The sequence below is a fragment of the Xanthomonas sp. NCPPB 3570 genome (assembly GCF_056725115.1).
This window is the reverse complement of the sequence record NZ_CM161513.1, coordinates 1,244,992-1,271,639: the sequence shown is the minus strand read 5'-3', so window position 1 is coordinate 1,271,639 and position 26,648 is coordinate 1,244,992. Positions and strand designations below refer to the sequence as shown.

Sequence of the window (26,648 nt, the reverse complement as noted above, 5' to 3'; positions counted from 1 at the left end):
GATGCGACGGAAGCGATCTACCGCAGCACAGGGCGACACCGCCGCAACCCCGCCCCTGGCGCAAACTTGCGCCAGGGACAGCCGCATCCACCACTCAACGCGCCTTGTACAGCTCGCTCAGGCGATCCGGCGTGCCGGCGATGCGCTCCAGGTGCGGATACTGCAGACCGCCGTGGTAGGCGATGCGCAAGGTGTCGTAGCGGTCGCCGCGCTTGACCAGCAGTTCGATCGGCGTGCTGCCGCCCTTGGCCGCGGTGATCGCGTCCTTGAGCGCCTCGGCGCTGTACTCCTGGCCACCGACCGCGACCACGCGGTTGCCGGCGATGAGGCCGGCGTTGAACGCCGGGCTGTCCCACAGCACGGCCTGCACCTGGCCCTGCTGGTCCAGGCTCAGACCCAGCGAATAGCTCAGGTCCAGGCTCTTGTTGCGCGCCTCGCTGGTCTTGTTGGCCGCGTTCGGCTGATCGGTATAGACCAGCTTCCAGCCGCTGGCCTCGATGCCGCCGACCAGCGAATCGTGCGCATCGAGACGGCTGCGCAGCAGGGTCGCCCAGTCGTACTTGGCGATGCCGTCGAGCGTGGCGACGATGTCGTCGAAGGTATAGGGATTCACGTCCCAGGCGCCGTCGTGCATGCCGAAGAACGCCTTGGCGAAATCGTCCAGCGAGCGCTTGCCGCCGCTGAGCTCACGCAGCTTGGCGTTGACCTCCAGCCAGACCATCTGCCCCCCGGAATAGTAGTCCTCGCTCAACTGGTAGCTGCGGTAGGCGCGTGGCCGGCGCATCGACATGGTCGGATCGTTGGTGGTGTCCTGCAGCGCGCGCCAGGCCAGGCCGGGCCGGCCGCGCTGGTAGGTCGCGGCGACGTTGGCCAGCATGTCGCGCGCCTGGTCCTGGGTCCACAGCCCTGCGCGCGCGGCGACCACCTCGCCCCAGAACTGGGTCTGGCCCTCGTACAGCCACAGTAGGCTGTCGCCCATCGGCACGTTGAAGTTGGGCGTGGCCAGGTCGGCGCCGCGGCGGTACTTGCCGTTCCAGGAGTGGTTGAACTCGTGCGCGAGCAGGTCGCGCATCTCCCAGCTCTTGTCCCACTCGGTGAAGTAGTCGAGCGGGCCGCTGTTCTCGCTGGAGCGATGATGCTCCAGGCCGATGCCGCCGAGCTTGTCGGTCAGCGCCAGCAGGAACTCGTAGTGGTCGAAGTGGCGCGCGCCGTACAGCTTGTCCATCTGCTGCACCAAGGCGACGTGCGCCTTGACCTGCTCGGGCTTGGCCTCCAGCGACTTGGGCTTGTCGGCAAACACGTTCAGCGCCACCGGCGCCTTGCCCTTGTCGTCCAGCACGATGCGCTTGTAGTACTTGCCGGCAAACATCGGCGAATCGACCAGGTCGTCGAAATCGATCGGCTTGAACGTGACCGTGTCGCCGCTGCGCGTAGCGGTCTCCAGCGCGGTGGCATAGCTCCAGCCCGCCGGCAGGGTCACGCTGGCCTGCGCCTTGATGTTGCGCGCGTACACGCCGGCCGGATACAGCGCGGTGGTGTTCCACTGCAGGTTGAGCATCTCCGGGGTCATCATCACCCGGCCCTGGCCGTCGCCCTGCGAGGACAGGAACTGGTACTCGGCGACGATCTCGCTGACGCCGGCGGGCACGTCGACCTTGAACGCATAGACGTCGTACTGGTCGCGCGTCCACGGCAGCACCTTGCCGTTGGCCTTGATCACCAGCCCGGCGAGCTTGTCGATCGGGCCGGTCGGCGAATGGTTGCCGGGGATCCACTGCGGGTACAGCAGGGTCATCGGCCCCGGCATGGCAGGGATGGTGCTGCGCACGCGGAAGATGCGATGGGCCAGATCGGTGGCATCGACATCGATCTTCAGCGTGCCGGCGAACGGCACGTCGCGCGGCGGGGCGGTCTGCGCCGAGGCCTGGAACGCGACAGTGGCGGCCAGCAGCAACGGCGCCATCCAGGCGGTGGACTTCTTCATGGGGTCTCCAGGGGGCGAACGACGGCGGACAGGCAAACCCCCATGCTATGCCTGCGCAGCCGCCGCGTGCCATGCCATAGGTCATGCCCCCGGCGATCGCGCGGCCGGTTCGTGCCGCGTTCGACGAGAGGCGAGTCCGAAGAGGCCGCAGATCACGCTTCAGTACCTGCGCACGGGAAAGCGCCCGGAGAATCCATCGAACACGGCACGCTCCACGTCGAGACGCTGCCGAAACTCCGCCGACTCGGTCATTCCGAAGCCAAGTTCTTCGACCTGCCCCGCTGCGAGGCCGGCGAAGATGGCGTCGCAGAAGTCGTCCAGGTCGGCGCCATGGGCCATGCCCGGGCCCGCCAGCGCGGTGCGGACCGCGGGCGGAACGATCTCGACGACCCTGACCGGCGTCGCGGCAAGCGCGAAGCGGAGATTGCGCGTATAGCTGTGGAGCGCCGCCTTGCAGGCGCTGTAGACCGGGGCGAACGGCTGCGGAACGAAGGCGCCGCCGGAGGAGACATTGGCGATGAGCGCAGGCGCGCCATGCTGCAGCAACAGGGGGACCAGCAGATGGTTCAGATGCACGACGGCAGCGAACAGGATGTCGATCTCGCGCTGGCGCTCGGCCCAGGGCGCCTGGTCGTCGGCGAGCGCGACGCGTCGCTGAATGCCGGCATTGTTGACGACCACGCGCAGCCCGGGATGCCGCGCGTGCAGGTACTGCGCGAGTCGCTCGCGCTCTTCGGCGACCCCGATGTCGTTGACCAGGGTCTGCAGACCGGGCGCGGCCTGGGCCGCGCGGTCGAGCTTGCCTGCATCGCGGCCGGTGACCAGCACGTTTGCCCCCGCGGCCAGGAAGCGCCGCGCGAGGCCGAACCCGATGCCGTCGCTGCCGCCGGTCATCACCACATCCACACCTGCGAACGTCATTGCGGACATCGCCATCGCCTCCAGGAACTGCGTATCCGCTCGGCTGGCATCGCACGCCTGCCAGCGGCCACGCATAGGTTGTCATGTCAACCTAGAAGTACGCCCTTCGGGTTGCCATGTCAACCAGCGCCAACTATGGTGACCGCATGAAACACCCACGACTCTCCGCAGGCGAACTGGCGATCTGGCACGCCTTCAAGCAGATGGGCCAGACGGTGATGACCGCCGTCGAAAAGGACCTGGCCGACCATGCCGGCCTGACCGGCAGCGACTTCGGCGTGCTGTCGCGGTTGGTGGATCTGGGCAAGGGCGAGTTGCGTCAGCAGGCGCTCGCCGATTCCATGGGGTGGCACAAGAGCCGGCTGTCGCATCAGCTCACGCGCATGCAGACGCGCGGCCTGGTCCGCCGCAGCGACGCCGAACCGCGTGTGGTGACGGTGGCCATCACCGCCCTGGGCCGGGAGAAGATCGCGGCGGCGCGGCCGATCCACGCCGCCGCGGTCAGAACCTGGCTGCTCGATCGCCTCAGCGCGGAAGACGCGCAGGTCCTGCTGAAACTCTCCGCGACGCTCGGCTCGGACCGCAGCTGACAGCGGCGCGCCGCACGTCGTCGTGGCCGGCCCCCGGCGCCGATGCGCGCGGGTCGCCTCGGCACGCCGATCGCTAAAAACCCGCGACGCCGACGTCGCGCCTATCGGCCATCTGCACCTTGCAGGGCGGCCGCGCCGGACCGTAGAACGCAGAAGGCCGCCCGGAGGCGGCCTGTGCGAACCTGCGGCGGTGCCCGCCCTCAGTGCATCATGTTGACGTTGAGGTTGTGCATCACCCACAGCGAGCCGACCACCACGATGCCGATGATCAGCAGCGAGAACAGGCCCACGTGCACGTTGGAGCGCTGTTCGGCCGAACGGTCCATGTGCAGGAAGTAGATCAGGTGCACCAGCATCTGCACCGCGGCCAGCACCGCGATGACGATGACGGTGACGCCGCGCGGGAACGCCCCGCTCATCACCATGCCGAACGGGATCACGGTCAGGATCACCGCCAGCACGAAGCCGACCAGGTAGGACTTCAGGCCGCCGCCATGGCCGTGCTCGGCGTGCGTGTCGGAGGAATGATGGTTGGCCATTACAGCGCTCCCAGCAGGTAGACGATGGTGAACACGCCGATCCAGATCACGTCCAGGAAGTGCCAGAACAGGCTCAGGCACGCCAGGCGGGTCATGTTGCGCGGGGTCAGGCCGTTCCTGGCGATCTGGATCACCAGCACGGTCATCCACAGCAGGCCCGAGGCCACGTGCAGACCGTGGGTGCCGACCAGGGTGAAGAAGGCCGACAGGAACGCACTGCGGCCGGGGCCGGCGCCCTCTTCGATCAGGTGGTGGAACTCGTAGAGCTCCATGCCCAGGAAGCCCAGGCCCAGCGCCGCGGTAACCGCCAGCCAGCCGTACAGGCCGCCCATGCTGCGCTTGTTCGCCGAGATCATCGCCAGGCCGAAGCCCAGGCTGCTGAACAGCAGCAGGAAGGTTTCCACCAGCACGAACTTCAGGTCGAACAGTTCCTTGGCGGTCGGGCCGTCCACCGTCGCACCGGCCAGCACCGCGTAGGTGGCGAACAGGCCGGCGAAGATGAGGCAGTCGCTCATCAGGTAGACCCAGAACCCGAAGACGGTGTTGCCGCCCGCGTCGTGATGTTCGTGGTCGTGGTCGTGGCCGCCCGCGTGGGCGGCGTGGGGATCGAGCGTCGTGGAAGCCATGGTTCAGACCGCCTTTGCGGCGTTGGCCGCGTGTTGCTGTTCCAGCAGGGCGAAGCGCGCGTTCTCGATGCGCTCCACTTCCTCCGCCGGGACCCAGTAATCGATGTCGTCATCGAAGGTGCGCGCGATGAAGCTGCCGATCATGCCGACCAGGCCGATCGCCGCCATCCACCAGATGTGCCAGGTCAGACCGAAGCCCATGACGACGCTGAAGGCACCGATCCACAGACCCGCCGCCGTGTTGCGCGGCATGTGGATCGGCTCGTACTTGGCCGGACGCGGCCAGCCCTTGCCCTTGAGCTTGTCTTCCCAGAACTGGTCGCGGTCGTCGATGTGCGGCAGCACCGCGAAGTTGTAGAACGGCGGCGGCGAGGAGGTCGCCCACTCCAGGGTCCGGCCATCCCACGGGTCGCCGGTCAGGTCCAGGTTGTCCTTGCGCTTCCAGATGCTGTAGCCGATCTGCACCAGGTTCAGGAAGATGCCGGTGCCGATGATCGCCGCACCCGCCGCGGCCACCATCAGCCACGGCGCCCACTCCGGATGGTTGTAGCTGTTCATGCGCCGGGTCATGCCCATGAAGCCGAGCACGTACAGCGGCATGAAGGCGATGAAGAAGCCGATGATCCAGCACCAGAACGAGGCCTTGCCCAGCTTCTCGTTGAGCTTGAAGCCGAACGCCTTCGGGAACCAGTAGGTCAGGCCCGCCAGGTAGCCGAACACCACGCCGCCGATGATCACGTTATGGAAGTGCGCGATCAGGAACAGGCTGTTGTGCAGCACGAAGTCCACCGCCGGGATCGCCAGCATCACGCCGGTCATGCCGCCGATGACGAAGGTGATGATGAAGCCGATGGTCCACAGCACCGGTGCGGTCATGTGCACGCGGCCGCGGAACATGGTGAACAGCCAGTTGAAGATCTTCACGCCGGTCGGGATCGAGATGATCATCGTCGTGATGCCGAAGAAGGCATTGACGTTGGCGCCCGAGCCCATGGTGAAGAAGTGGTGCAGCCACACGATGAACGACAGCACGCCGATGCACGAGGTCGCGTACACCATCGAGGTGTAGCCGAACAGGCGCTTGCGGCTGAAGGTGGCGATCAGCTCGGAGAAGATGCCGAACGCCGGCAGGATCAGGATGTAGACCTCCGGGTGGCCCCAGATCCAGATCAGGTTGACGTACATCATGGCGTTGCCGCCACCGTCGTTGGTGAAGAAGTGCGTGCCCAGGTAGCGGTCCGCACCCAGCAGCGCCAGCGCCACGGTCAGGATCGGGAACGCGGCGATAATCAGGATGTTGGTGATCAGCGCGGTCCAGGTGAAGATCGGCATGCGCATCAGGGTCATGCCCGGCGCGCGCATGCGCATGATCGTCACGAAGAAGTTGATGCCGGTGAGCAATGTGCCCAGGCCCGATATCTGCAGCGCCCAGATGTAGTAGTCGACACCGACGCCTGGACTGTATTCCAGCCCGGACAGCGGCGGGTAGGCCAGCCAGCCGGTCTGCGCGAACTCGCCCACGCCCAGGGAGATGTTGACCAGCGCCGCGCCGGCCACGAACAGCCAGAAGCTCAGCGAGTTCAGGAACGGGAACGCCACGTCGCGCGCGCCGATCTGCAGCGGCACGATCAGGTTCAGCAGGCCCGTCATGAACGGCATGGCCATGAAGAAGATCATGATCACGCCATGCGCGGTGAAGATCTGATCGTAGTGGTGCGGCGGGAAGATGCCCTCGTTGCCGCCGTGCGCGATCGCCTGCTGGGTGCGCATCATCGCCGCGTCGGCGAAGCCGCGCAGCAGCATGACCAGCGCCACCACGATGTACATGACGCCGATGCGCTTGTGGTCGACCGAGGTGAACCACTCCTTCCAGAGGTAGCCCCATAGCTTGTACTTAGTGACCGCGGCCACCACCAGCAGGCCGAGCAGGCCGGCGCCGCCGAGGGCCGCCATGATGATCGGCTCGTGGTACGGAACCGCCTCGAGCGTGAGTTTGCCTAGCATCACTTGTCTCCAGAAGTGCACATGGCGACCGGCTCAGCAGCCGATGCCGGATGAGCGTCGTGGCCTTCCATCTTGTGGCCCTTGCCCATCATGTATTTGTCGATCAACGACTTGAACAGGCCGTCCTGCACCGAGGCGTAGTACGTCACCGGGTAGGCGGCCTTGTCGTTGCGGTTGGCCGCCAGCACCTGGAACTCGGCCTGGTCCAGGGTCTTCTGCGAGGCCTTGACCTTGGCCACCCACGCGTCGAAACCGGCGCGGTCGGTGGCATGCGCGGCGAAGCCCATCTTCGAGAAGCCGTGGCCGCTGTAGTTGGCCGACAGGCCGAACATCTCGCCCGGCTCGTTGGCGATCAGGTGCAGCTTGGTCTCCATGCCGGCCATCGCGTAGATCTGCGTGCCCAGGTGCGGGATGAAGAACGAGTTCATCACCGTGTCGGAGGTGATCTTGAAGTTCAGCGGCGTGTCGACCGGGAACGCGATCTCGTTGACCGTGGCGATGCCCTGCTCCGGGTAGATGAACATCCACTTCCAGTCCAGCGCCACCGCCTCGATGGTGATCGGCTTGACCTTGGAGTCCAGCGGCTTGTACGGATCCAGCGCATGCGAGGAGCGCCAGGTCAGCACCGCCAGGACCAGGATGATCATGCACGGGATCGACCACACCACCACCTCGATCGCGGTGGAGTGCGACCAGTTCGGCTCGTAGCGGGCCTTGGTGTTGGACGCGCGGTAGCGCCAGGCGAAGGCCAGGGTCATCACGATGACCGGGATCACCACCAGCAGCATCAGCACCACCGAGGTGATCAGCAGCGTCTTCTCGTCGTGGCCGATCTGACCCTTGGGGTTGAGGATGGCCGAGTTGCAGCCGGCCAGCAGCAGCGCGGCCAGCAGCAACAGACCGGAGCGCAGCGAGCGCCGGAGTTGTTTCAACGGAATCATCGAACGATCCAATTGCGTAGGGGATGCGGACCGCGCGGGAGCGGGAGGCGGGGCGCCGTAGAGAGGGCTGTCCCGCGTCCGCCGCGGCATCCGGGCCGGCATGCGCGATCAACGACGCATTTTATGCTGCCGTGCGGCAACTCCGGAAGTCATTGACAAGCCCGGGCGGGCGCCAGGCCGCGTTTTTATGTGCGACACATTGCCGCACCCGCCTGCGACACGGCGTCGCAGGCCGCTGCGCGCACGGACCTGCTTCGCAGAAAAACGGGAGCGCAGAAACCAGGAAGGCAGCCTCGCGGCTGCCTTCTGGGTGCAACTGGTGCCGGAAACAGGAGTCGAACCTGCGACCTACGCATTACGAATGCGCCGCTCTACCGACTGAGCTATTCCGGCGGAACTGGCAATTCTAGGCGTCGGCCCGGGCCGGGGTCAATCGATGCCCTGGCCTTCGCGCGAGCGCCGCAATCGATGGGTTACCCTCCCGCCCCCGACGCACCCATCCCCCTGCTCATCGTGAAGTTGTTCGCCTGGTTCTGGCTCGCGTTCCTGCTGTTTTTCGCCATCCCCTTCCCCTGCATCCTCTACTTCGGCAGCGACTGGCCACGCGTACTGGCCCAGCCCAGTTCGCCCGCATGGGCGCTGACCCTGCTGGCGCTGTCGCTGGGCCTGTGGCTGCACCTGCTCTACGCCTACCTGGACACCTTGCTGCTGATGCCGGGGCGCGCCCTGCACCGCGTGCACCACCTGCTCGCCCACGGCATGCGCCGCGAGGCGTTGATCGAACGCGCCGCCCCGACCGGGGTCGAGGTCAAGGGCTGGCCGCAGCTGTCGCTGACCCTGGCCTTCGACAACCTGTCCGGCACGTCCATCCGCGACACCCTGCTGATCGTGGACCGCAAGCCGGCGCAACGCCGCTTCGAGAGCGGACGCACCGTGCCGCTGCGGCTGAGCACCACGCCGGGCGCCACCCCGAACCTGGTGCTGGAGGACGCCGAGCCGGCCCTGGACCGCGCCAGCCTGTGGCGACGTGCGGCCGGCGCCGTGCTGCTGGTGGTCCTGGTCGGCGCGGCCTACGTGGTGGCCTGGCGCCTGCAGAACCGCGGCCTGGGCTGGACCTTCCTGTCCTTCAACCACCCGCTGCTGATGAGTGCGCTGGTACTCAACGGCTATGTGCTGGCGCTGCGCGTGATCCTGCGCGTGATTCGCCGCAACGCCACCGACGAGACCCTGAAGTACCGCGGCCTGCGCGCGCGGGCGCGGGTGCTGGACGTGCGCCAGACCGGCACCACCCTCAACGAGCAGCCGCAGGTGGAGTTCCGCGTGGCGTTCGCGGACGCGTCGGGCAACCCGCACGAGGCGACGATGCGACGGTTCGTGTCGCTGCTCGACATCGGGCAGTTGCCGCGCGAGACGGTGTCGGTGCTGTACGACCCGCAACACCCCGCCCGTGCCGACCTGGAGCTGCCATGAAGACGCCGCCCACCCCACCGGTCTTCGCCGGCGTGGTGCTGCTGCTCAGCGGCCTCGCCTTCGCCGGCGGCGCCTGGGACACCATCCGCGCCACCCTGCAGGCGGGATCGCGCCTGCAGGCGGCAGCCCCGGCGGCCGCCATGCAGGCCCCCTCCACGCCGCAATCGCTGGCGGCGGTGCCGCCCCCAACCGCCCCCGCTGCCGACACCGAACCGGAGCCGACGCCGGCACCACGCGGCAACCTGCTGTTCGACCCGCAGCGGCTGCGCGCGGCCCGGCAGGCGCTGGCGGGCCTGCCCGCCCTGCAGGGCCACGAGCTGCGCGTGTTCCATGCCGTGCATTTCTACGACAACCGGATCGGACTCGAACTGCTGGACCCCGCACAGCCGGACCACGTGGACGAATACAGTTTCCACGACGAGACCTGGCACAAGGATGCGCCGGTGAATCCGCGCATGTTCGGGCCGTTCCTCAAGCCGGCCAACGACACCGCCGCGCTGCAGGACATCGATTTCGAGGGCGCCTACCGGGTGGCCACGGCCTTGCAGGAACAGGGCCAGGCGCTACAGGCCGAGCCGAAGAAGGTGGATCACGTGTACGTGCTGGTGGGCCGGCGCGGCCGCCTGCGCTGGATGCCCGATGGCGTGGAAGGCGATCGCATCACCGTGGGCATCGCCTTCGATGCGCAGGGACGGCCGCGCGGCTTGCAGCGCCAGTAAGCCGTAGTGGCTTCGGCGCTGCAGGCGCCGGAGGCCACGCGCGGTGCCAGCACCGCTGCCAGGACGCCTTGCGCTCACGCGAGGCGGCCTCGGGCGCCGCCAATACCCTGTCGGCGCGCGCATCGCGCCGTCTCGGCTATTTCGTAGGAGCGGCTCTTGTCCCCTTTTCGGGATCAGCCGCAACGGGCGTTTCCGATAAGGCCTGTCGCGGCTGAAGCCGCCCCTACGAGAAAACCTGCATCCGGCTTGATTGCGGTGAAAACGCGACCGTCAGTCGACCAGCCGCAGCCGCAATTCCTTGGGCAGCGCGAACACCATCGACTCCGGCTCGCCCGCCAGTTCCGACACGCCATCGGCGCCGAGTTCGCGTAGCCGCGCGATCACGCCGTCCACCAGCACCTGCGGCGCCGAGGCGCCTGCGGTCAGGCCGACCCGGCGCTTGCCGGCGATCCAGGCCGGGTCGATCTCGTCGGCGCCGTCGATCAGGTAGGACTCCACCCCGTCGCGCCGCGCCAGTTCGCTGAGCCGGTTGGAATTGGAGCTGTTCGGCGAGCCGACCACCAGCACCAGGTCGCACTCCCTGGCCAGGTCGCGCACCGCGTCCTGGCGGTTCTGGGTGGCGTAGCAGATGTCGTCGTTCTTCGGGCCCTGCATCGCCGGGTAGCGCGCGCGCAGCGCCTCGATGATGCCGCGGGTGTCGTCCACCGACAGCGTGGTCTGGGTGGTGTAGGCCAGGTTCTCCGGCTGCTGCACGTCCAGCGTGGCGACCTGCTCGATGTCCTCGACCAGGTAGATGCGGCCGGTGCCGCATTCGCGGTCCCACTGCCCCATCGTGCCTTCCACCTCCGGGTGGCCGGCATGGCCGATCAGCACTACGTCGCGGCCGGCGCGGCAGTGCCGGGCCACCTCGAAATGCACCTTGGTCACCAGCGGGCAGGTCGCGTCGAACACCTTCAGTCCGCGCCGCTCGGCCTCCTGGCGTACCGCCTGGGCCACGCCGTGGGCGCTGAAGATCACTGTGTTGCCGTCGGGTACCTCGTCCAGTTCCTCGACGAAGATCGCGCCGCGCTGCTTGAGGTCGTCGACCACGAAGCGGTTGTGCACCACCTCGTGGCGCACGTAGATCGGCGCACCCAGGGTTTCGATCGCCCGCTTGACGATCTCGATCGCGCGATCGACGCCGGCGCAGAAGCCGCGGGGGTTGGCGAGCAGGACATCCATTAGCTAGATCCGCCGGCCGCAGGGGGCCAGGCGCTTCGACAGGGAGAGTGGCACCGATTATCCCGCTTTTCGCTTCGCCTTGCCGTCGAACACGCCGAACACGGCGATGCCGATGGCGCCGGCGACGATCGCCGAGTCGGCGATGTTGAACGAGGGCCAGTAGTGCTCGCCCACGTACCACTGGATGAAATCGACCACGTGGCCGTGCATCAGCCGGTCGATCACGTTGCCGATCGCCCCACCGATGACCAGCGCGTACGGCAGCGCGCTGCGCCACTCGCCGCGCGGGGTACGCGCCAGCCACCAGGCCAGCAGGCCGCTGATGCCCACCGCCAGCGCGGTGAAGAACCACAGCTGCCAGCCGCCGGCCTGGCTCAGGAAACTGAACGCCGCACCGGTGTTGTAGGTCCGGTACCAGTTCCAGAAGCCGGGAATCACCGGCACCGCGGTGAACTCGGGCAGGCTGGACAGCACCCAGGCCTTGCTCCACTGGTCCAGGCCGATCACCGCGGCCGACAGCAGCAGCCAGATCAGGGCGGAAGGGTTGGGTCGTGCGGTCATGCGGGAAGTCCGCCTTGGGCGAAGAAGAAAAGGGAGGTCGGCCGGCGCCGCAGCCACGGCGCCGCCGCTGGCCCCGGCGACGCGCAGGTGGCGTGGCCGGGGACGGGACTCAGAACCAGCGGCGCTCCTCGCCCGGTCCTTCGATGTTGCTGACGCAGCGGCCGCACAGTTCCGGATGCGCCGGGTCGGCGCCGACGTCGGCGCGGTAGTGCCAGCAGCGCACGCACTTGGGCTTCTCGGTGGCCTGGGCGCTGACGAAGATCTCGTCGGTCGTGGCCTCGCGCACCACCACGTCGCCGCTGATGAACAGGAAGCGCAGTTCCTCCTGCAGCGGCTGCAGCTTGGCCGCGGTGGCGGCGTCGGCGGCGACGGTGATCTCCGCCTCCAGCGCCGCGCCGATCACGCCGTTGCCGCGCATCGGCTCCAGCACCTTGGCCACCTGCTCGCGCAGCGCCAGCAGTTGCTCGAAGTCGGCCGCGCTCAGCGCCGCGTCCTCCGGCAACGGCGCCAGGCCTTCGTACCAGGTCGCGAACAGCACGTTGCCCAGGTGCGCACCCGGCAGGTAGCCCCACAGCTCGTCGGCGGTGAAGCTCAGGATCGGCGCGATCCAGCGCACGAAGGCTTCGGCCACATGGAACATCGCGGTCTGCGCCGAGCGCCGGCCAAGCGAATCCTCGGCCATCGTGTACAGCCGGTCCTTGGTCACGTCCAGGTACAGCGACCCCAGGTCCACGCTGCAGAAGTTCAGCAGCGCCTGCACGATCGCGGCGAAGTCGTAGCGCGCGTAGGCGGCCTTGATCTGCTCCTGCACCTCGTAGGCGCGGTGCACGATCCAGCGATCCAGCGCCACCAGCTCCGGCAGCGGCCGCAGGTGCACGGCAGGGTTGAAGCCATGCAGGTTGCCGAGCAGGAAGCGCGCGGTGTTGCGCAGGCGCCGGTAGGCGTCGGCATTGCGCTTGAGGATCTCCTGCGACAGCGACATCTCGTTGCTGTAGTCGGCCGAGGCGATCCACAGGCGCAGGATGTCCGCGCCCAGGGTCTTCATGATGTCCTGCGGCTCGATGCCGTTGCCCAGCGACTTGGACATCTTGCGGCCGTGCTCGTCCACGGTGAAGCCGTGGGTCAGGCACTGCCGGTACGGCGCCGCGTGATCCAGCGCCACGCCGGTCAGCAGCGAGGACTGGAACCAGCCGCGGTGCTGGTCGGAGCCTTCCAGGTACAGGTCGGCCGGCTTGGGCAGGCCACGCTCGGTCAGCACCGCCTCGTGGGTGACGCCGGAGTCGAACCAGACGTCGAGGATGTCGGTGATCTTCTCGTAGTCGGCCGCTTCGTCGCCGAGCAGCTCGGCGGCGTCCAGCGCGTACCACACGTCCACCCCGCCCTCCTCGACGCGGTCGGCGACCTGGCGCATCAGCTCGGTGCTGCGCGGATGCGGCTCGCCGGTCTCGCGGTGCACGAACAGCGCGATCGGCACGCCCCAGGTGCGCTGGCGCGAGATCGTCCAGTCCGGGCGCCCGGCGACCATGCCGGCGATGCGCGCCTGGCCCCAGGCCGGGTACCAGTGCACGCCCTCGATGGCCTGCAGCGCCTCGGCGCGCAGGTTGGCCTGCTCCATCGAGATGAACCACTGCGGCGTGGCGCGGAACGCGATCGGGGTCTTGTGCCGCCAGCAATGCGGGTAGCTGTGGACCATGCTGGCGCGCGCCAGCAACAGCCCGCGCCCGGCCAGCAGGTCGGCGATGACGTCATTGGCCTTCCAGATGTGCAGCCCGGCCAGTTCCGTGCCATCGACCGCCGGGGTCGACGGCAGGTACACGCCGCGCGCATCGACCGGGTTGATCTGCGCCGCGCCGTAGCGCTCCAGCAGCCCGTACGGCTTGACCGCCACGTAGTCCTCCTGGCCGTGGCCGGGGGCGGTGTGCACCGCGCCGGTGCCGTCGGTGTCGGACACGTGGTCGCCGAGGATCACCGGCACGTCGCGCTCGTCGTAGAAGGGGTGCGCCAGCAGCTGGTGTTCCAGCGCCGCGCCGGCGACGCGGCCGTGCACCACCACCTCATCGACGCCATAGCGTTGCAGCGCGCGCTCGGCCAGCGCATCGGCCAGCACCAGCCAGCGGCGACGGCCGTCGCGGGCCGGGCCTTCGACCAGCGCATAGACCAGGTCCGGCCCCAGCGACACCGCCAGCGAGGCCGGCAGCGTCCACGGCGTGGTGGTCCAGATCGGCACGGCCACTTCGGCGCCGTCCGGCAGGGTCGCGCCGAACGCGGCGGCCAGCGCCGCGCCATCGCGGGCGGTGTAGGCCACGTCCACCGTCGGCGATTGCTTGTCGGCGTACTCGATCTCGGCCTCGGCCAGCGCCGAGCCGCAGTCGAAGCACCAGTGCACCGGCTTGACGCCACGGGTCAGGTGGCCGTTCTCGACGATCCGGGCCAGCGCGCGGATCTCGTTGGCCTCGAAATGGAAGTCCAGCGTGCGGTAGGGGTTGTCCCAGTCGCCGATCACGCCCAGACGCTTGAAGTCGCGGCGCTGGATGTCGATCTGCTCGTTGGCGTATTCGCGGCACTTCTGCCGGAACTGTTCGGCATCCAGCTTGACCCCGACCTTGCCGAACTTCTTCTCGATCGCGATCTCGATCGGCAGGCCATGGCAGTCCCAGCCCGGGATGTACGGCGCATCGTAGCCGGACAGGTACTTGGACTTGACGATGATGTCCTTGAGGATCTTGTTGACCGCATGGCCGAGGTGGATCGCGCCATTGGCGTAGGGCGGGCCGTCGTGCAGCACGAACAGCGGCCGGCCCTGGGCGTTGTCGCGCAGCCGCGTGTACAGGCCCTCGCTCTCCCAGCGCGCCAGGATATCCGGCTCGCGCTTGGGCAGGTCGCCGCGCATCGGGAACTCGGTCGCCGGCAGATGGAGGGTGGCTTTGTAGTCCTGGGTCACGGGCAGTTACCGGTCGGTGGTCTTCAGGGGGAGGTCCGCACGCGGGGCGGCGGACACGGGCGGCATGCCCGCCACCGCAGGGGCGGCGAGCAGTTGCCGCGCCAGCGCGGCGTCGCGGTGCATCTGCGCGGTCAGCGCCGGCAGATCGGCGAAGGTTTCCTCGTCGCGCAGCTTGGCGACGAACTCCACCTCGATGTGGCGACCGTACAGGTCGCCCTGGAAATCGAACAGGTGCGCTTCCAGCAGCGGCTCCACGCCCTGCACGGTCGGGCGGGTGCCGAAGCTGGACACCGACGGCCACGGCTGCGCCGCCACCCCGTGCACCCAGGTGGCGTAGATGCCGGACAGCGCCGGGGTGCGGGCGAACCGCAGGTTGGCGGTGGGATAGCCGAGCGTGCGCCCGAGCTGCTTGCCGCGCACCACGCGGCCGCCGATCGCGTACGGGCGGCCGAGCAGTTCGGCGGCATGGGCGAACTCCCCCGCTACCAGCAACTCGCGGATGCGGGTGCTGGAAATGCGCTCCTCGCGCAGGTGCACCGGCGCGATCTCGTCGGCGGCGAAGCCGTGCCGCGCGCCCAGCGCGCGCAGCAGCGCGATGTCGCCGCCACGCTTGTGGCCGAAGCGGAACGCCGGGCCGATCCAGACCTCGCGCGCGCGCAGGCGCTCGACCAGCACGCGCTGCACGAAGTCTTCCGCGCTCATCGAGGCCATGCGCCGGTCGAAGCGCAGCAGGCCGACGCTGTCGATGCCGAGTTGGAGCAGGCCCTGCACCTTGGCCCGGGCCAGGGTCAGCCGCGGCGGCGGCGCGGCCGGGGCGAAGAACTCCCGCGGCAGCGGCTCGAAGCTCAGCGCCACCGCCGGCACGTCCGCCGCGCGCGCGCGCGCGATCGCCTGCCGCACCAGCGCGCGGTGGCCCAGGTGCAGGCCATCGAAGGCGCCGATGCAGACCACGCTTCCCTGCGGGAACAGGGTCCCGCCCTCGACGTCTCTAAACAGCCTGCTCATTCCTCGGTCCGAAGCGCCGGCACAGGAAGCGCCGGTCGATGATGCGTAACCGTCGAGTATAGCGGGTGGGGCCACAGCCCGGGCGCAGCCAACCGTTGAAGGGGCGGCTTACGCCGCGACCGGGGGATTTCACCGGCACCCCAGGTCGCGGCTGAAGCCGCTCCTACGCATCCCGACTCGCCGCTCCCGGCGCCTCTCAATGCTCGCGCAGATCCCGCGGCCGGAACCCCAGCGCCAGCAACGCCAGCAGGTACACCGCGCCGCCACCGCCGACCAGCAGCAGCAGGCCGCCGATGCGGTGCCACTTGTCCATCCCGGTGAACGCCGGCAGCCAATGCTGACCCAGCAGTAGCACCGCAACCATGGGCGCACAGGCAAGGCCCAGCCGCAGCAGGTAACCGCCCCAGCCCGGCTTGGGCTGGTAGACTTGGTCGCGGCGCAGCCAGCGCCACAGCAGCGACAGGTTGAGGTAGCTGGCCACCGCGCTGGCCAGGCCCAGCGCCAGGTGCAGGCCCGGCACCGCCTCCAGCGCCGCACGCACGCCCTGCGCGCGCAACTCGGCCGGCACCCACAACTGGTACAGGATCGCCAGGAACAGCAGGTTCAGCGCCATGTTGGCGACCAGCGCGGCGACGCCGGCACGCACCGGCGTGCGCGTGTCCTGGCGCGAGTAGAACGCCGGCAGCAGCACCTTGAGCAGGGCGAACGCCGGCAGGCCGAAGCTCAGCCCGAATACCGACATCGCCGCCATCCGCGTATCGAAGGCGGTGAACTTGCCGTACTGGAACAGGGTCGCCACCAGCGGCTGGCTCAACAACATCAAGCCCAGGGTCGCCGGCACCGCGATCAGCAAGGTGGTGCGCAGCCCCCAGTCCAGCGCGCTGGAGAACCCCGCGCGATCGGTCTTGACGTGATGCCGCGACAGCGCCGGCAGGATCACCGTGCCCAGGGCCACGCCGAACACGCCCAGCGGCAGCTCCAGGAAGCGGTCGGCCTGCGACAGCCAGCTCTGCGAGCCGGCGTACAGGAACGAGGCAATCACCGTGTCCAGCAGCAGGTTGATCTGCGCGATCGAGGAGCCGAACAGGGTCGGCACCATCAGGGTCAGCACCCGGCGCACGTCCGGATGCCGCCAGCCCCAGCGCGGCAGGGTCAGCAGGTCGATGCCGCGCAGGGCCGGCAACTGGAACAGCAACTGCAGCACGCCGGCCACCAGCACCGCCCAGCCCATCGCCAGGATCGGCACCTGCAGCCGCGGCGCCAGCCACAATGCGCCGGCGATCATGCACAGGTTAAGGATCACCGGCGTCAGCGCCGGCAGGCCGAAGCGGTGGAAGCTGTTGAGCGCACCGCCGGCCAGCGCGGTCAGCGACACGAACAGCAGGAACGGGAAGGTCAGCCGCAGCAGGTCGACGATCAACCCGAACTTGGCCGGATTGTCGATCGCGCCGGGATTGAACAGCATCGCCATCTGCGGGGTGAAGATCAGCCCCAGCGCGGTGACCAGCAGCAGCACCCCGCCCAGGGTGCCGGACACCCGCGACATCAGCGCGCGCAGGTCGGCGTGCGGGCGGGTTTCCTTCACCTCGGTGAACACCGGCACGAAGGCGGTGGCGAACGAGCCTTCGGCGAACAGCCGGCGCAGGAAGTTCGGAATGCGGAACGCCACCCAGAACGCATCGCTGGTGGCGTTCGAGCCGAAGGAATAGTTGATGGCCTGGTCGCGCACCAGCCCCAGCAGGCGCGACACCATGGTCATGCTGCTGAAGGAGAGCAGCCCGCGGAGCATGCGCGGCTGGCTCATGCGACGGCCCTCTTGACAATTGACTTGACGCGAATATTCGGACGCTTCATACTCTCCCGCTTGTTTTTATCCACCACACAGCTTTCCAGGAAACCACCACCGTGGCCAATATCAAGTCCGCCAAGAAGCGCGCCAAGCAGACCGTCGTGCGCAACGCGCGCAACACGGCTCAGCGTTCGATGCTGCGCACCGCCGTCAAGAAGGTCATCAAGGCCCTGGACGCCAACGACGCAGCCGGCGCCGAAGCCGCTTTCGCCATCGCCCAGCCGATCCTCGACCGTTTCAGCTCGCGCGGCCTGATCCACAAGAACAAGGCTGCCCGTCACAAGAGCCGTCTGAGCGCCCGCATCAAGGCGATCAAGACCGCCGCCTGATCGGCTGCCGTCGACGCCGGAAGCGCCCACGCTTCCGGCAGCACCACGAAAAAGCCCGGCCTCGGCCGGGTTTTTCGTGTGCGCGCCGTCCCCCGCTGTGCGCCGTCGCACGGCGCGGGACTCAGGAGGCATCGGCGGCCGCATCCAGCGCGTCCTCGCGCTGACGATCGAAGAACGCCATCACATCCTTCATGATCGGCCAGGTGCCTTCGCGGCCCAGCGCCGAGACCAGGTACCAGGGCTGGGTCCAGCCCAGCTCGGCGACGACCTGTTCGGCCAGCGCCCGCGCCTCGTCCTCGAACATCAGGTCGGCCTTGTTCAGCACCAGCCAGCGCGGCTTGGCCAGCAGCTCCGGATCGTGCTTCTGCAACTCGCGCTCGATCGCCCGCACCTGCTCGGTCGGCGACACGCCGTCCACGCCGCCTTCCATGGGCGCCAGATCCACCAGGTGCAGCAGCAGGCGGGTGCGCTGCAGGTGGCGCAGAAACTGCGCACCGAGGCCGGCACCGTCGGCGGCACCCTCGATCAGCCCGGGAATGTCGGCGATCACGAAGCTGCGGTAGGCCTCGACACTGACCACGCCCAGGTTCGGATACAGCGTGGTGAACGGATAGTCGGCGACCTTCGGCGTGGCCGCGGACACCGCCCGGATGAAGGTGCTCTTGCCGGCATTGGGGAAGCCGAGCAGGCCGACGTCGGCCAGCAGCTTCAGCTCCAGCTTGAGCGTGCGCTGCTCGCCCTCCTCGCCCGGCGTCGCCTTGCGCGGCGCGCGCGTCACCGAGCTCTTGAAGTGCATGTTGCCCAGGCCGCCCTTGCCGCCCTGCGCGACCAGCAGGCGGTCGCCGTGCGCGACCAGATCGCCGATGACCTCGTCGGTCTCGACGTTGATCACCACGGTGCCGACCGGCACGGTGATGGTCAGATCCTCGCCGGCCTTGCCGTACATCTGCCGGCCCATGCCGTTCTCGCCGCGCTGCGCACGGAACGCGCGCTGGTGGCGGAAGTCGACCAGGGTGTTGAGATTCTCGTCGGCGACCAGCCACACGCTGCCGCCGTTGCCGCCGTCGCCACCATCGGGCCCACCCAGCGGGATGAACTTCTCGCGGCGAAAGCCGATGCAGCCATTGCCGCCATTGCCGGCCGTGACCTGGATTTCCGCTTCGTCTACGAGTTTCATGGATAACAACCGGGAATGGGGAATGGTGAATCGGGAATGGAAAAAGCGAGCCACCGCCGCGGCGACGATTCTATGTCGCAGCCACAGATCGGCAAAATCCATCACTGCATTGCCTGACGCAACCAGGACAGGGCGAGTTCACGGGAGGCGCCTTTGCCATTCCCGATTCCCCACTCCCCATTCCCAGCCGCAAAACAAAAACCCCGCCGAAGCGGGGCTTTCGTCAGCAAGCCTGCGCCACGGCGCAGGCCCTGGACACCGGCGACTTACGCCTCGGTGACCACGCTCACGGTGCGGCGCTTCTTGGCGCCCTTCACCGAGAACTCGACCTTGCCGTCGACCAGCGCGAACAGGGTGTGGTCGCGGCCCAGGCCGACGCCGGCGCCCGGGTGGAACTGGGTGCCGCGCTGACGCACGATGATGTTGCCGGCTTCGATGGCCTGACCGCCGAACATCTTCACGCCCAGGTACTTCGGGTTGGAGTCGCGGCCGTTGCGCGAGGAACCTACGCCTTTTTTGTGTGCCATGACTGCTGCTCCTTACTTCTTGTCGCCACCGGCGATGCCGGTGATCTCGATTTCGGTGTAGTGCTGCCGATGACCCTGACGCTTCATGTGGTGCTTGCGGCGGCGGAACTTGATGATGCGCACCTTGTCGGCGCGGCCGTGGGCCACGACCTTGGCGGTGACGGCGGCGCCCTTCAGCGCGTCGCCGATCTTGATGCCGTCGCTATCGCCCAGCATCAGGATGTTGTCGAACGTGATCTCGTTGCCGGCTTCGACTTCGAGCTTTTCCACGCGGAGCGTTTCGCCCTGCGCGACGCGGTATTGCTTACCGCCGGTGACCAGTACTGCGTACATGACCAGACTTCCTCTGTAGTTATTGTGGTCGTTCCCGTCGTGCCGTTTCGGGCAGACAGGAGCGGGATTGTAAGCCGCCGCACGCGACAGGGTCAAGCCCACCCAGACCCGGACTGTCAAGCCCCGCGACCTGGCGCGGCTGCCTGAACCAGCCAGCCGCCGGCGCCCGGCGGCGCTGGGATCTGCGGCAATTGCCCCCACCTGACAAGCTGGGTACGCTGATCGATTGCCGTCCCCTTTCCGCCCCCACACTGGCCAGCGGCACCGCCACGGCCGGCACATTCCGGAATCTCTTCATGGCGATGGATTACATCCGCATCCGCGGCGCGCGGACGCACAACCTCAAGAACCTCGACCTCGACCTGCCGCGCGACAAGCTGATCGTGATCACCGGCCTGTCCGGGTCCGGCAAGTCCTCGCTGGCGTTCGACACCATCTACGCCGAAGGCCAGCGCCGCTACGTGGAGTCGCTGTCGGCGTACGCGCGGCAGTTCCTCAGCGTGATGGAGAAGCCCGACATCGATCACATCGAAGGCCTGTCGCCGGCGATCGCGATCGAACAGAAGTCGACCTCGCACAACCCGCGCTCGACCGTCGGCACCATCACCGAGATCTACGACTACCTGCGCCTGCTGTACGCACGCGTGGGCCAGCCGCGCTGCCCCGACCACGGCTATCCGCTGGAGGCGCAGACGGTCAGCCAGATGGTCGACCAGGTGCTGACCCTGGACCCGGAGCAGCGCTACATGCTGCTGGCGCCGGTGATCCGCGAGCGCAAGGGCGAGCATGCGCAGGTGTTCGAGCAACTGCGCGCGCAGGGCTTCGTGCGCGTGCGCGTGGACGGCGAGCTGTACGAGATCGACGCGGTGCCGGCGCTGGCGCTGCGCCAGAAGCACACCATCGAGGCGGTGATCGACCGCTTCCGTCCGCGCGAGGACATCAAGCAGCGCCTGGCCGAGAGCTTCGAGACCGCGCTGAAGCTGGCCGACGGCATGGTCTCGGTGCAGTCGCTGGACGACACCGCGGCCGCGCCGCACCTGTTCTCCTCCAAGTACAGCTGCCCGGTCTGCGACTACTCGCTGCCGGAACTGGAACCGCGCCTGTTCTCGTTCAACGCGCCGATGGGCGCCTGCCCGAGCTGCGACGGCCTGGGCGTGGCCGAGTTCTTCGATCCGGAGCGGGTGGTGGTGCATCCGGAGCTGTCGCTGTCGGCCGGCGCGGTGCGCGGCTGGGACCGGCGCAACGCGTATTACTTCCAGTTGATCGCCTCGCTGGCCAAGCACTACAAGTTCGATGTCGACGCGCCCTGGCAGTCGCTGCCGGCGAGCGTGCGCCAGGCCGTGCTGTACGGCAGCGGCGACGAGACCATCACCTTCACCTACTTCACCGATGCCGGCGGCCGCACCCAGCGCAAGCATCGCTTCGAAGGCATCATCCCCAACCTGGAGCGCCGCTACCGCGAGACCGAATCGCCGGCGGTGCGCGAGGAACTGGCCAAGTACATCAGCGAACGGCCGTGCCCGGACTGCAAGGGCGCGCGCCTGAACAAGGCCGCGCGCAACGTGTTCGTCGCCGACCGCCCGCTGCCGGACCTGGTGGTGCTGCCGATCGACGACGCGCTGAGCTTCTTCCGCCAGCTCGACCTGCCCGGCTGGCGCGGCGAGATCGCCAGCAAGATCGTCAAGGAGATCGCCGAGCGGCTGGGCTTCCTGGTCGACGTCGGCCTGGATTACCTCACCCTCGAGCGCAAGGCCGACACCCTGTCCGGCGGCGAGGCGCAGCGCATCCGCCTGGCCAGCCAGATCGGCGCCGGCCTGGTCGGGGTGATGTACGTGCTCGACGAGCCCTCGATCGGCCTGCACCAGCGCGACAACGAACGCCTGCTCGGCACCCTCACCCGCCTGCGCGACCTCGGCAACACGGTGATCGTGGTCGAGCACGACGAGGATGCGATCCGCCTGGCCGACTACGTGCTGGACATCGGCCCGGGCGCCGGCGTGCACGGCGGCGAGGTGGTCGGCCAGGGCAGCGTGCAGGACCTGCTGAAGGCGCCGCGCTCGCTGACCGGGCAATACCTGTCGGGCAAGCGCCGCATCGAGATCCCGGCCAAGCGCCACAAGGCCAATCCGAAGATGACCCTGCACCTGCGCGGGGCCACCGGCAACAACCTCAAGAACGTCGACCTGGACATCCCGGCCGGCCTGCTGACCTGCATCACCGGCGTGTCCGGCTCGGGCAAGTCGACCCTGATCAACGACACCTTGTTCACCCTGGCGGCGAACGAGATCAACGGTGCCTCGCACAGCGTGGCGCCGTACCGCGAGATCGAGCACCTGGACCTGTTCGACAAGGTCGTGGACATCGACCAGTCGCCGATCGGCCGCACCCCGCGCTCCAACCCGGCCACCTACACCGGCCTGTTCACGCCGCTGCGCGAACTGTTCGCGCAGGTGCCGGAAGCGCGCTCGCGCGGCTACTCGCCGGGCCGCTTCAGCTTCAACGTGCGCGGCGGCCGCTGCGAGGCCTGCCAGGGCGACGGCCTGATCAAGGTGGAGATGCACTTCCTGCCGGACGTGTACGTGCCCTGCGACGTCTGCCACGGCAAGCGCTACAACCGCGAGACGCTGGAGATCCTGTACAAGGGCTTCAACATCAACGACGTGCTGGAGATGACCGTCGAGGATGCGCTGAAGCTGTTCGAGCCGGTGCCGTCGATCGCGCGCAAGCTGGAGACCCTGGTCGACGTGGGCCTGAGCTACATCAAGCTCGGGCAGAGTGCGACCACCCTGTCCGGCGGCGAGGCGCAGCGCGTGAAGCTGTCCAAGGAGCTGTCGCGACGCGATACCGGCCGCACCCTGTACATCCTCGACGAGCCGACCACCGGCCTGCACTTCCACGACATCGAGGCGCTGCTGGGCGTGCTGCACAAGCTGCGCGACGAGGGCAACACCGTGGTGGTGATCGAACACAACCTGGACGTGATCAAGACCGCGGACTGGATCGTCGACCTCGGCCCGGAAGGCGGCCACCGCGGCGGCACCATCCTGGTCACCGGCACGCCGGAAGACGTGGCGGCCTGCCCGCAGTCGTACACCGGCCAGTTCCTGGCGCGGATGCTGCCCTCCACCAGCGCGCGCCCGGAGCAGCCGGCGGCGATGGCCAACAAGCCCGACGCGCGCCCGCCGCGCAAGGCCAAGCCGGAAAAGCCGGCGAAGAAGCAGGCAGTGGCCGCCAAGAGCGGCAAGGCCAGCAAGAGCGCCACCAGTACCAGCAAGAAGAAGAAGGACGTTTGATGAGCAGCGAACACAAGATCCTGGCGCGCATCCCGATCAGCGTGCGCTGGCGCGACATGGACAGCATGGGCCACGTCAACAACGCCAAGTACATCTCCTACCTGGAAGAGGCGCGCGTGCGCTGGATGCTGGGCGTGGAAGGCGTGTCGATGAGCGACCGCATCGCCCCGGTAGTGGCGGCGACCAACGTCAACTATCGCGCGCCGATCGTGTGGCCCAACGACATCCTGGTCGAACTGTTCGTCGAGCGCCTGGGCACCAGCAGCGTGACCATCGGCCACCGCATCGTCGACCAGCAGGACGAGAGCAAGCTGTACTCCGACGGCAACGTGGTGGTGGTGTGGATGGACACCCAGACCGGCAAGAGCGCGCCGCTGCCGGAGGCCGTACGCAAGGCGACGAGCTGACGCCTGCGCTTGCGCCGGGCACCGCCCGGCGCAAGGCAAACCATCGCAGCACCGGCGGCATTCGCGCTTGAGTTCGCCGGCGCGGCGCGTACCTAGTCAAGCACCTGCAGGCACCTCTAATAGCCCGATTTTTGCAGCCGCAGCCCTTGTAGGAGCGGCTTCAGCCGCGACGCGGTTGCAGTGAATGCCTGTCGCGGCTGAAGCCGCTCCTACGAGGTACCAAGGAACTCCCCCTTACATCGCCTGCTTGCGCACGGCCAGCGTCGCATCGACCTTGCGGCCATCTTCCAGTTGCAACTGCAGCGGCACGGCCTGGCCTTCGGTCAGCGCACCCGTGCCCTGCATCAGCATCAGGTGCATGCCGCCGGGCTTGAGTTCCACGCGAGCGCCGGGGGCCAGCGGCACGCGCTCGACCGCGCGCATCCGGCTGACGCCGGCGACGAGCGTGGTCTCGTGCAGCGACACATCGCCGAAGCGGGGGCTGCTGGCGCCGGTGACCGTGACCGGCTTGCCGCAGCCGTTGTGCAGCACGCCGTAGCCGGCGGTCATCGGCATCGCCGGATTCGGCGGCAACCGCACCCAGCCCTGCTCCAGGGTGACGCAGGCCGGCTGCGCGGCCGACGCCACGGTGGCGACCGTGCACAGCACCATCAATACGCCAGCGAATGGTTTGGTTATCATCGCCGCGGTTCCTTCTTCGAAAGCAGACCGCAGCATGACGACGCTCATCGACGTGATCAACCACGGCCCCGTCCGCGAACTGCGCCTGGCGCGGCCGCCGGTCAATGCGCTGGACACCGACCTGTGCCGGCAGCTGATCCAGGCCATCGAGCAGGCCGGTGCCGACGGCGCGCATGGCCTGGTGCTGTCGGGCAACGAGCGGCTGTTCTCCGCCGGCATGGACGTGCCGCACCTGCTCGGCCACGGCGACGACCGCGCCAAGCTGCTCGCCAGTTGGCAGCAATTCTTCGGCGCGGCGCGCGCGCTGGCCGCCAGCCCGATGCCGGTGGTGGCGGCGCTGACCGGCCACGCCCCGGCCGGCGGCTGCGTGCTGGCGCTGTGCTGCGACTACCGGGTGATGGCGCGCAGCCCCGAGCCGGCGCGCCCGGTCACCATCGGGCTCAACGAGACCCAGGTCGGCCTGGTCGCGCCGGAAGGCATCCAGCGCCTGCTGCGGCGGGTGGTCGGCGCGCAGCGCGCCGAGCGCCTGCTGGTCGGCGGCGACCTGGTCAGCGCCGAGCGTGCGCTGGAGATCGGCCTGGTCGACGAACTGGTCGATGCCGACCTGGTGGTGGCGCGCGCGCTGGCCTGGCTGCTGGACCTGCTGAAGCGGCCGCGACAGCCGATGCTGCAGACCCGGGCCATCGCCCGCGCCGACCTGCGCGCGGCGCTGGCCGACGAGCACATCGGCCTGGAGCGGTTGATCGACGACTGGCAGGCGCCGGACACCCAGGCCGCGCTGCGCGCGCTGGCGGCGCGGCTCGGCAAGGGCTGAGCGCGGCGGCAGGCGGGCACGCGCGGACGGCCCGCTATAATCGGCCCACGTCCGTCGCCAGGCCCCGCCTCTTGTCCGCCAAGCCCGCCCCCGTCGTCTCCGAACTGATCGAGCTGCTGTCGCTGGAGCGGCTGGAGGACAACCTGTTCCGCGGCCAGAGCCGCGACATCGGCACCAAGTACGTGTTCGGCGGCCAGGTGCTGGGCCAGGCGCTGTCGGCGGCGCAGGCCACGGTGGAGAACGCGCGCCGCGTGCATTCGCTGCACGCCTACTTCCTGCGCGCCGGCGACATCGAGCATCCCATCGTCTACGACGTGGACCGCACCCGCGACGGCGGCAGCTTCTCGGTGCGCCGGGTCACCGCGATCCAGCACGGCAAGGTGATCTTCTTCTGCGCGGCCTCGTTCCAGGAACAGGAGGACGGCGCCACGCACCAGTTGAAGATGCCGGAAGTGCCGCAGCCGGAAGACATCGAGCCGACTCCGGCGGCGCGCCCGGAAGTGCTGGCGACGCTGCCGACCAAGGTGCAGCGCTGGCTCTCGCGCGGCGGCCCGTTCGAGTTCCGCCACGTGTATCCGCGCGACGAACTGAATCCGCCCAAGCGCCCGCCGTTCCAGCAGATGTGGCTGCGCCTGAGCGAGCCGGTCGGCGATGCGCCGGAACTGCACCAGGCGCTGCTCGCCTACGCCTCGGACTTCCATCTGCTCGGCACCGCCACCTTCCCGCACGGCATCAGCTACTACACGCCGAACGTGCAGATGGCTTCGCTCGACCACGCACTGTGGTTCCACCGTCCGTTCCGCGCCGACGACTGGCTGCTGTACTCGCTGGACAGCCCCAGCGCGCAGGGTGCGCGCGGCCTGGCGCGCGGGCAGTTCTTCACCCGCGACGGGACCCTGGTGGCGAGCACCGCACAGGAAGGTCTGATCCGCGTGGTCCCTGACGCCGACGCCGCGGCGCAGGTTCCGGCAAAGCGCTGAGGACACGGACATGCGCCAGATCTTCAGCAGCCAACGCGTGGAAACCGCCGAAGGCGTGGCCGCCCTGCTGCGCGATGCCGGCATCGAGGTGCGGCTGAGCAATGGCCGCTCCTACCGGACCCGCCGCAGCGGCCAGTTCAGCTATCTCGATCCGGTGGCGGCGCAGGCGCAGCCCACGGTGTGGGTGGTGCATGCCAACGACCAGCCGCGCGCGCGCGAACTGCTGCGCGACGCCGGCCTGCTCGACAGTACCCGCCGCGACCCGGAACAAGGCCGCGCACCCTATCTGAACGAGTTCCGCTCGCAGGTGGCGCCGGACGCCGGCAAGCGCTGGGCCTGGCGCATCCGCATCGCCCTGCTGCTGGCGATCGGCGCGGTGGCGCTGATCACGGTGTTGCGCCATCGCGACAACCGCGCGCCCACCGCCGCACCGGCGCACCCCGCCGCGACGCAGCCGGCCAGGCCGCCGGCACAGGACACCGGCAGCGACGAAGTGCGCGTGCGCGTGCAGCCGGCACCGCGCGGCAACTGAGCCGCGCCGAGCGCAAGGCGACGCCTGCGCGCTGTCGCCCATGCTGGTGACAGCCAGCCGATGATCGCCTCCCGTGCATGACGGCGCGACGCGAGACAGCAGGTTCCTCCCACACAAAAAAACGCCCCTGTGCCAGGGGCGCAGGGGCGCTGTCGATCGGCGCCTTGGTGCAGAGACGCCGCGGCCATCGCCGCGGCGGATGGC

At 68.5% G+C, this 26,648-nt stretch carries 24 protein-coding genes and 1 tRNA gene; 9 read left to right on the top strand and 16 right to left on the bottom strand.

The window, feature by feature from the left end; translation table 11 throughout:
• Positions 1-94: 94 nt before the first annotated feature.
• Both AC1PLR_RS05735 and AC1PLR_RS05730 read right to left on the bottom strand, forming a co-directional pair.
• Complete coding sequence (locus AC1PLR_RS05735; RefSeq protein ID WP_481102942.1) at positions 95-1,984, bottom strand: M61 family metallopeptidase; 1,890 nt, start codon at positions 1,982-1,984, stop codon at positions 95-97.
• A gap of 159 nt (positions 1,985-2,143) precedes the next feature.
• Positions 2,144-2,980, bottom strand: coding sequence for an SDR family NAD(P)-dependent oxidoreductase (locus AC1PLR_RS05730; RefSeq protein WP_481102941.1), 837 nt, complete (start codon positions 2,978-2,980; stop codon positions 2,144-2,146).
• Positions 2,981-3,021: 41 nt separating this feature from the next.
• On the opposite strand from AC1PLR_RS05730, the gene AC1PLR_RS05725 reads away from it, so the two are divergent.
• Entirely contained in the window at positions 3,022-3,495 is a 474-nt protein-coding gene (locus AC1PLR_RS05725) for a MarR family winged helix-turn-helix transcriptional regulator (RefSeq protein WP_481102940.1), read from the top strand.
• A gap of 200 nt (positions 3,496-3,695) precedes the next feature.
• Here AC1PLR_RS05725 and cyoD read toward each other — a convergent pair whose 3' ends face one another.
• The 5 genes from cyoD to AC1PLR_RS05700 form a co-directional block, all read right to left on the bottom strand.
• Positions 3,696-4,034 carry a cytochrome o ubiquinol oxidase subunit IV gene (cyoD, locus tag AC1PLR_RS05720; protein ID WP_010341155.1) on the bottom strand — a complete coding sequence of 113 codons (339 nt, stop codon included), beginning with the start codon at positions 4,032-4,034 and terminating at the stop codon, positions 3,696-3,698.
• Positions 4,034-4,660: a cytochrome o ubiquinol oxidase subunit III gene (gene cyoC, locus AC1PLR_RS05715; RefSeq protein WP_242156489.1), complete on the bottom strand. Its 627-nt coding sequence runs from the start codon at positions 4,658-4,660 to the stop codon at positions 4,034-4,036. The genes cyoD and cyoC overlap by 1 nt, the downstream gene beginning before the upstream one ends.
• 3 nt (positions 4,661-4,663) lie before the next feature.
• A complete protein-coding gene (cyoB, locus tag AC1PLR_RS05710) occupies positions 4,664-6,664 on the bottom strand; it encodes a cytochrome o ubiquinol oxidase subunit I (RefSeq protein WP_010341157.1) in 2,001 nt (666 codons plus the stop codon).
• Positions 6,664-7,605, bottom strand: coding sequence for a ubiquinol oxidase subunit II (gene cyoA / locus AC1PLR_RS05705; protein ID WP_010341159.1), 942 nt, complete (start codon positions 7,603-7,605; stop codon positions 6,664-6,666). The genes cyoB and cyoA overlap by 1 nt, the downstream gene beginning before the upstream one ends.
• A gap of 317 nt (positions 7,606-7,922) precedes the next feature.
• Positions 7,923-7,998, bottom strand: a tRNA-Thr gene (locus AC1PLR_RS05700).
• Positions 7,999-8,118: 120 nt separating this feature from the next.
• Here AC1PLR_RS05700 and AC1PLR_RS05695 point away from each other — a divergent pair.
• Positions 8,119-9,075: a hypothetical protein gene (locus AC1PLR_RS05695; RefSeq protein WP_481102939.1), complete on the top strand. Its 957-nt coding sequence runs from the start codon at positions 8,119-8,121 to the stop codon at positions 9,073-9,075.
• On the top strand, positions 9,072-9,794 hold the full coding sequence (locus AC1PLR_RS05690; RefSeq protein ID WP_481102938.1) for a hypothetical protein: 723 nt from the start codon (positions 9,072-9,074) through the stop codon (positions 9,792-9,794). The genes AC1PLR_RS05695 and AC1PLR_RS05690 overlap by 4 nt, the downstream gene beginning before the upstream one ends.
• A gap of 270 nt (positions 9,795-10,064) precedes the next feature.
• Here AC1PLR_RS05690 and ispH read toward each other — a convergent pair whose 3' ends face one another.
• From ispH to murJ, 5 genes are all read right to left on the bottom strand, one after another.
• On the bottom strand, positions 10,065-11,015 hold the full coding sequence (ispH, locus tag AC1PLR_RS05685; RefSeq protein WP_150409294.1) for a 4-hydroxy-3-methylbut-2-enyl diphosphate reductase: 951 nt from the start codon (positions 11,013-11,015) through the stop codon (positions 10,065-10,067).
• Positions 11,016-11,072: 57 nt separating this feature from the next.
• Positions 11,073-11,576, bottom strand: a complete 504-nt coding sequence (gene lspA / locus AC1PLR_RS05680) for a signal peptidase II (protein WP_481102937.1) — start codon at positions 11,574-11,576, stop codon at positions 11,073-11,075.
• A 109-nt stretch (positions 11,577-11,685) separates the two neighbouring features.
• Positions 11,686-14,517 carry an isoleucine--tRNA ligase gene (gene ileS, locus AC1PLR_RS05675; protein ID WP_481102936.1) on the bottom strand — a complete coding sequence of 944 codons (2,832 nt, stop codon included), beginning with the start codon at positions 14,515-14,517 and terminating at the stop codon, positions 11,686-11,688.
• A gap of 6 nt (positions 14,518-14,523) precedes the next feature.
• Positions 14,524-15,522, bottom strand: a complete 999-nt coding sequence (locus AC1PLR_RS05670; protein WP_481102935.1) for a bifunctional riboflavin kinase/FAD synthetase — start codon at positions 15,520-15,522, stop codon at positions 14,524-14,526.
• A 196-nt stretch (positions 15,523-15,718) separates the two neighbouring features.
• Positions 15,719-17,311 carry a murein biosynthesis integral membrane protein MurJ gene (gene murJ, locus AC1PLR_RS05665; RefSeq protein WP_481103535.1) on the bottom strand — a complete coding sequence of 531 codons (1,593 nt, stop codon included), beginning with the start codon at positions 17,309-17,311 and terminating at the stop codon, positions 15,719-15,721.
• A gap of 116 nt (positions 17,312-17,427) precedes the next feature.
• On the opposite strand from murJ, the gene rpsT reads away from it, so the two are divergent.
• Complete coding sequence (gene rpsT, locus AC1PLR_RS05660; protein ID WP_010341167.1) at positions 17,428-17,700, top strand: 30S ribosomal protein S20; 273 nt, start codon at positions 17,428-17,430, stop codon at positions 17,698-17,700.
• Between the two features lie 121 nt (positions 17,701-17,821).
• On the opposite strand, the gene cgtA is transcribed toward rpsT, so the two are convergent.
• The 3 genes from cgtA to rplU form a co-directional block, all read right to left on the bottom strand.
• Positions 17,822-18,877, bottom strand: a complete 1,056-nt coding sequence (gene cgtA, locus AC1PLR_RS05655) for an Obg family GTPase CgtA (RefSeq protein ID WP_420009163.1) — start codon at positions 18,875-18,877, stop codon at positions 17,822-17,824.
• A 266-nt stretch (positions 18,878-19,143) separates the two neighbouring features.
• Positions 19,144-19,404, bottom strand: coding sequence for a 50S ribosomal protein L27 (rpmA, locus tag AC1PLR_RS05650; RefSeq protein WP_010341169.1), 261 nt, complete (start codon positions 19,402-19,404; stop codon positions 19,144-19,146).
• Between the two features lie 12 nt (positions 19,405-19,416).
• Positions 19,417-19,737: a 50S ribosomal protein L21 gene (gene rplU, locus AC1PLR_RS05645; protein WP_010341170.1), complete on the bottom strand. Its 321-nt coding sequence runs from the start codon at positions 19,735-19,737 to the stop codon at positions 19,417-19,419.
• A 296-nt stretch (positions 19,738-20,033) separates the two neighbouring features.
• Here rplU and uvrA point away from each other — a divergent pair, with 296 nt between their 5' ends.
• Both uvrA and AC1PLR_RS05635 read left to right on the top strand, forming a co-directional pair.
• Positions 20,034-23,030, top strand: a complete 2,997-nt coding sequence (uvrA, locus tag AC1PLR_RS05640) for an excinuclease ABC subunit UvrA (protein WP_481102934.1) — start codon at positions 20,034-20,036, stop codon at positions 23,028-23,030.
• Entirely contained in the window at positions 23,030-23,437 is a 408-nt protein-coding gene (locus AC1PLR_RS05635) for an acyl-CoA thioesterase (protein WP_420009161.1), read from the top strand. The genes uvrA and AC1PLR_RS05635 overlap by 1 nt, the downstream gene beginning before the upstream one ends.
• A 234-nt stretch (positions 23,438-23,671) precedes the next feature.
• Here the strand turns inward: AC1PLR_RS05635 and AC1PLR_RS05630 are convergent, their stop codons facing one another.
• A complete protein-coding gene (locus AC1PLR_RS05630) occupies positions 23,672-24,088 on the bottom strand; it encodes a copper chaperone PCu(A)C (protein WP_481103534.1) in 417 nt (138 codons plus the stop codon).
• 64 nt (positions 24,089-24,152) lie between these two features.
• On the opposite strand from AC1PLR_RS05630, the gene AC1PLR_RS05625 reads away from it, so the two are divergent.
• The 3 genes from AC1PLR_RS05625 (at position 24,153) to AC1PLR_RS05615 (ending at position 26,444) form a co-directional block, all read left to right on the top strand.
• A complete protein-coding gene (locus tag AC1PLR_RS05625; protein ID WP_481102933.1) occupies positions 24,153-24,932 on the top strand; it encodes an enoyl-CoA hydratase/isomerase family protein in 780 nt (259 codons plus the stop codon).
• 71 nt (positions 24,933-25,003) lie between these two features.
• On the top strand, positions 25,004-25,912 hold the full coding sequence (gene tesB / locus AC1PLR_RS05620; RefSeq protein ID WP_010341175.1) for an acyl-CoA thioesterase II: 909 nt from the start codon (positions 25,004-25,006) through the stop codon (positions 25,910-25,912).
• Between the two features lie 10 nt (positions 25,913-25,922).
• Positions 25,923-26,444, top strand: a complete 522-nt coding sequence (locus AC1PLR_RS05615) for a putative signal transducing protein (protein WP_010341177.1) — start codon at positions 25,923-25,925, stop codon at positions 26,442-26,444.
• Positions 26,445-26,648 lie beyond the last annotated feature (204 nt).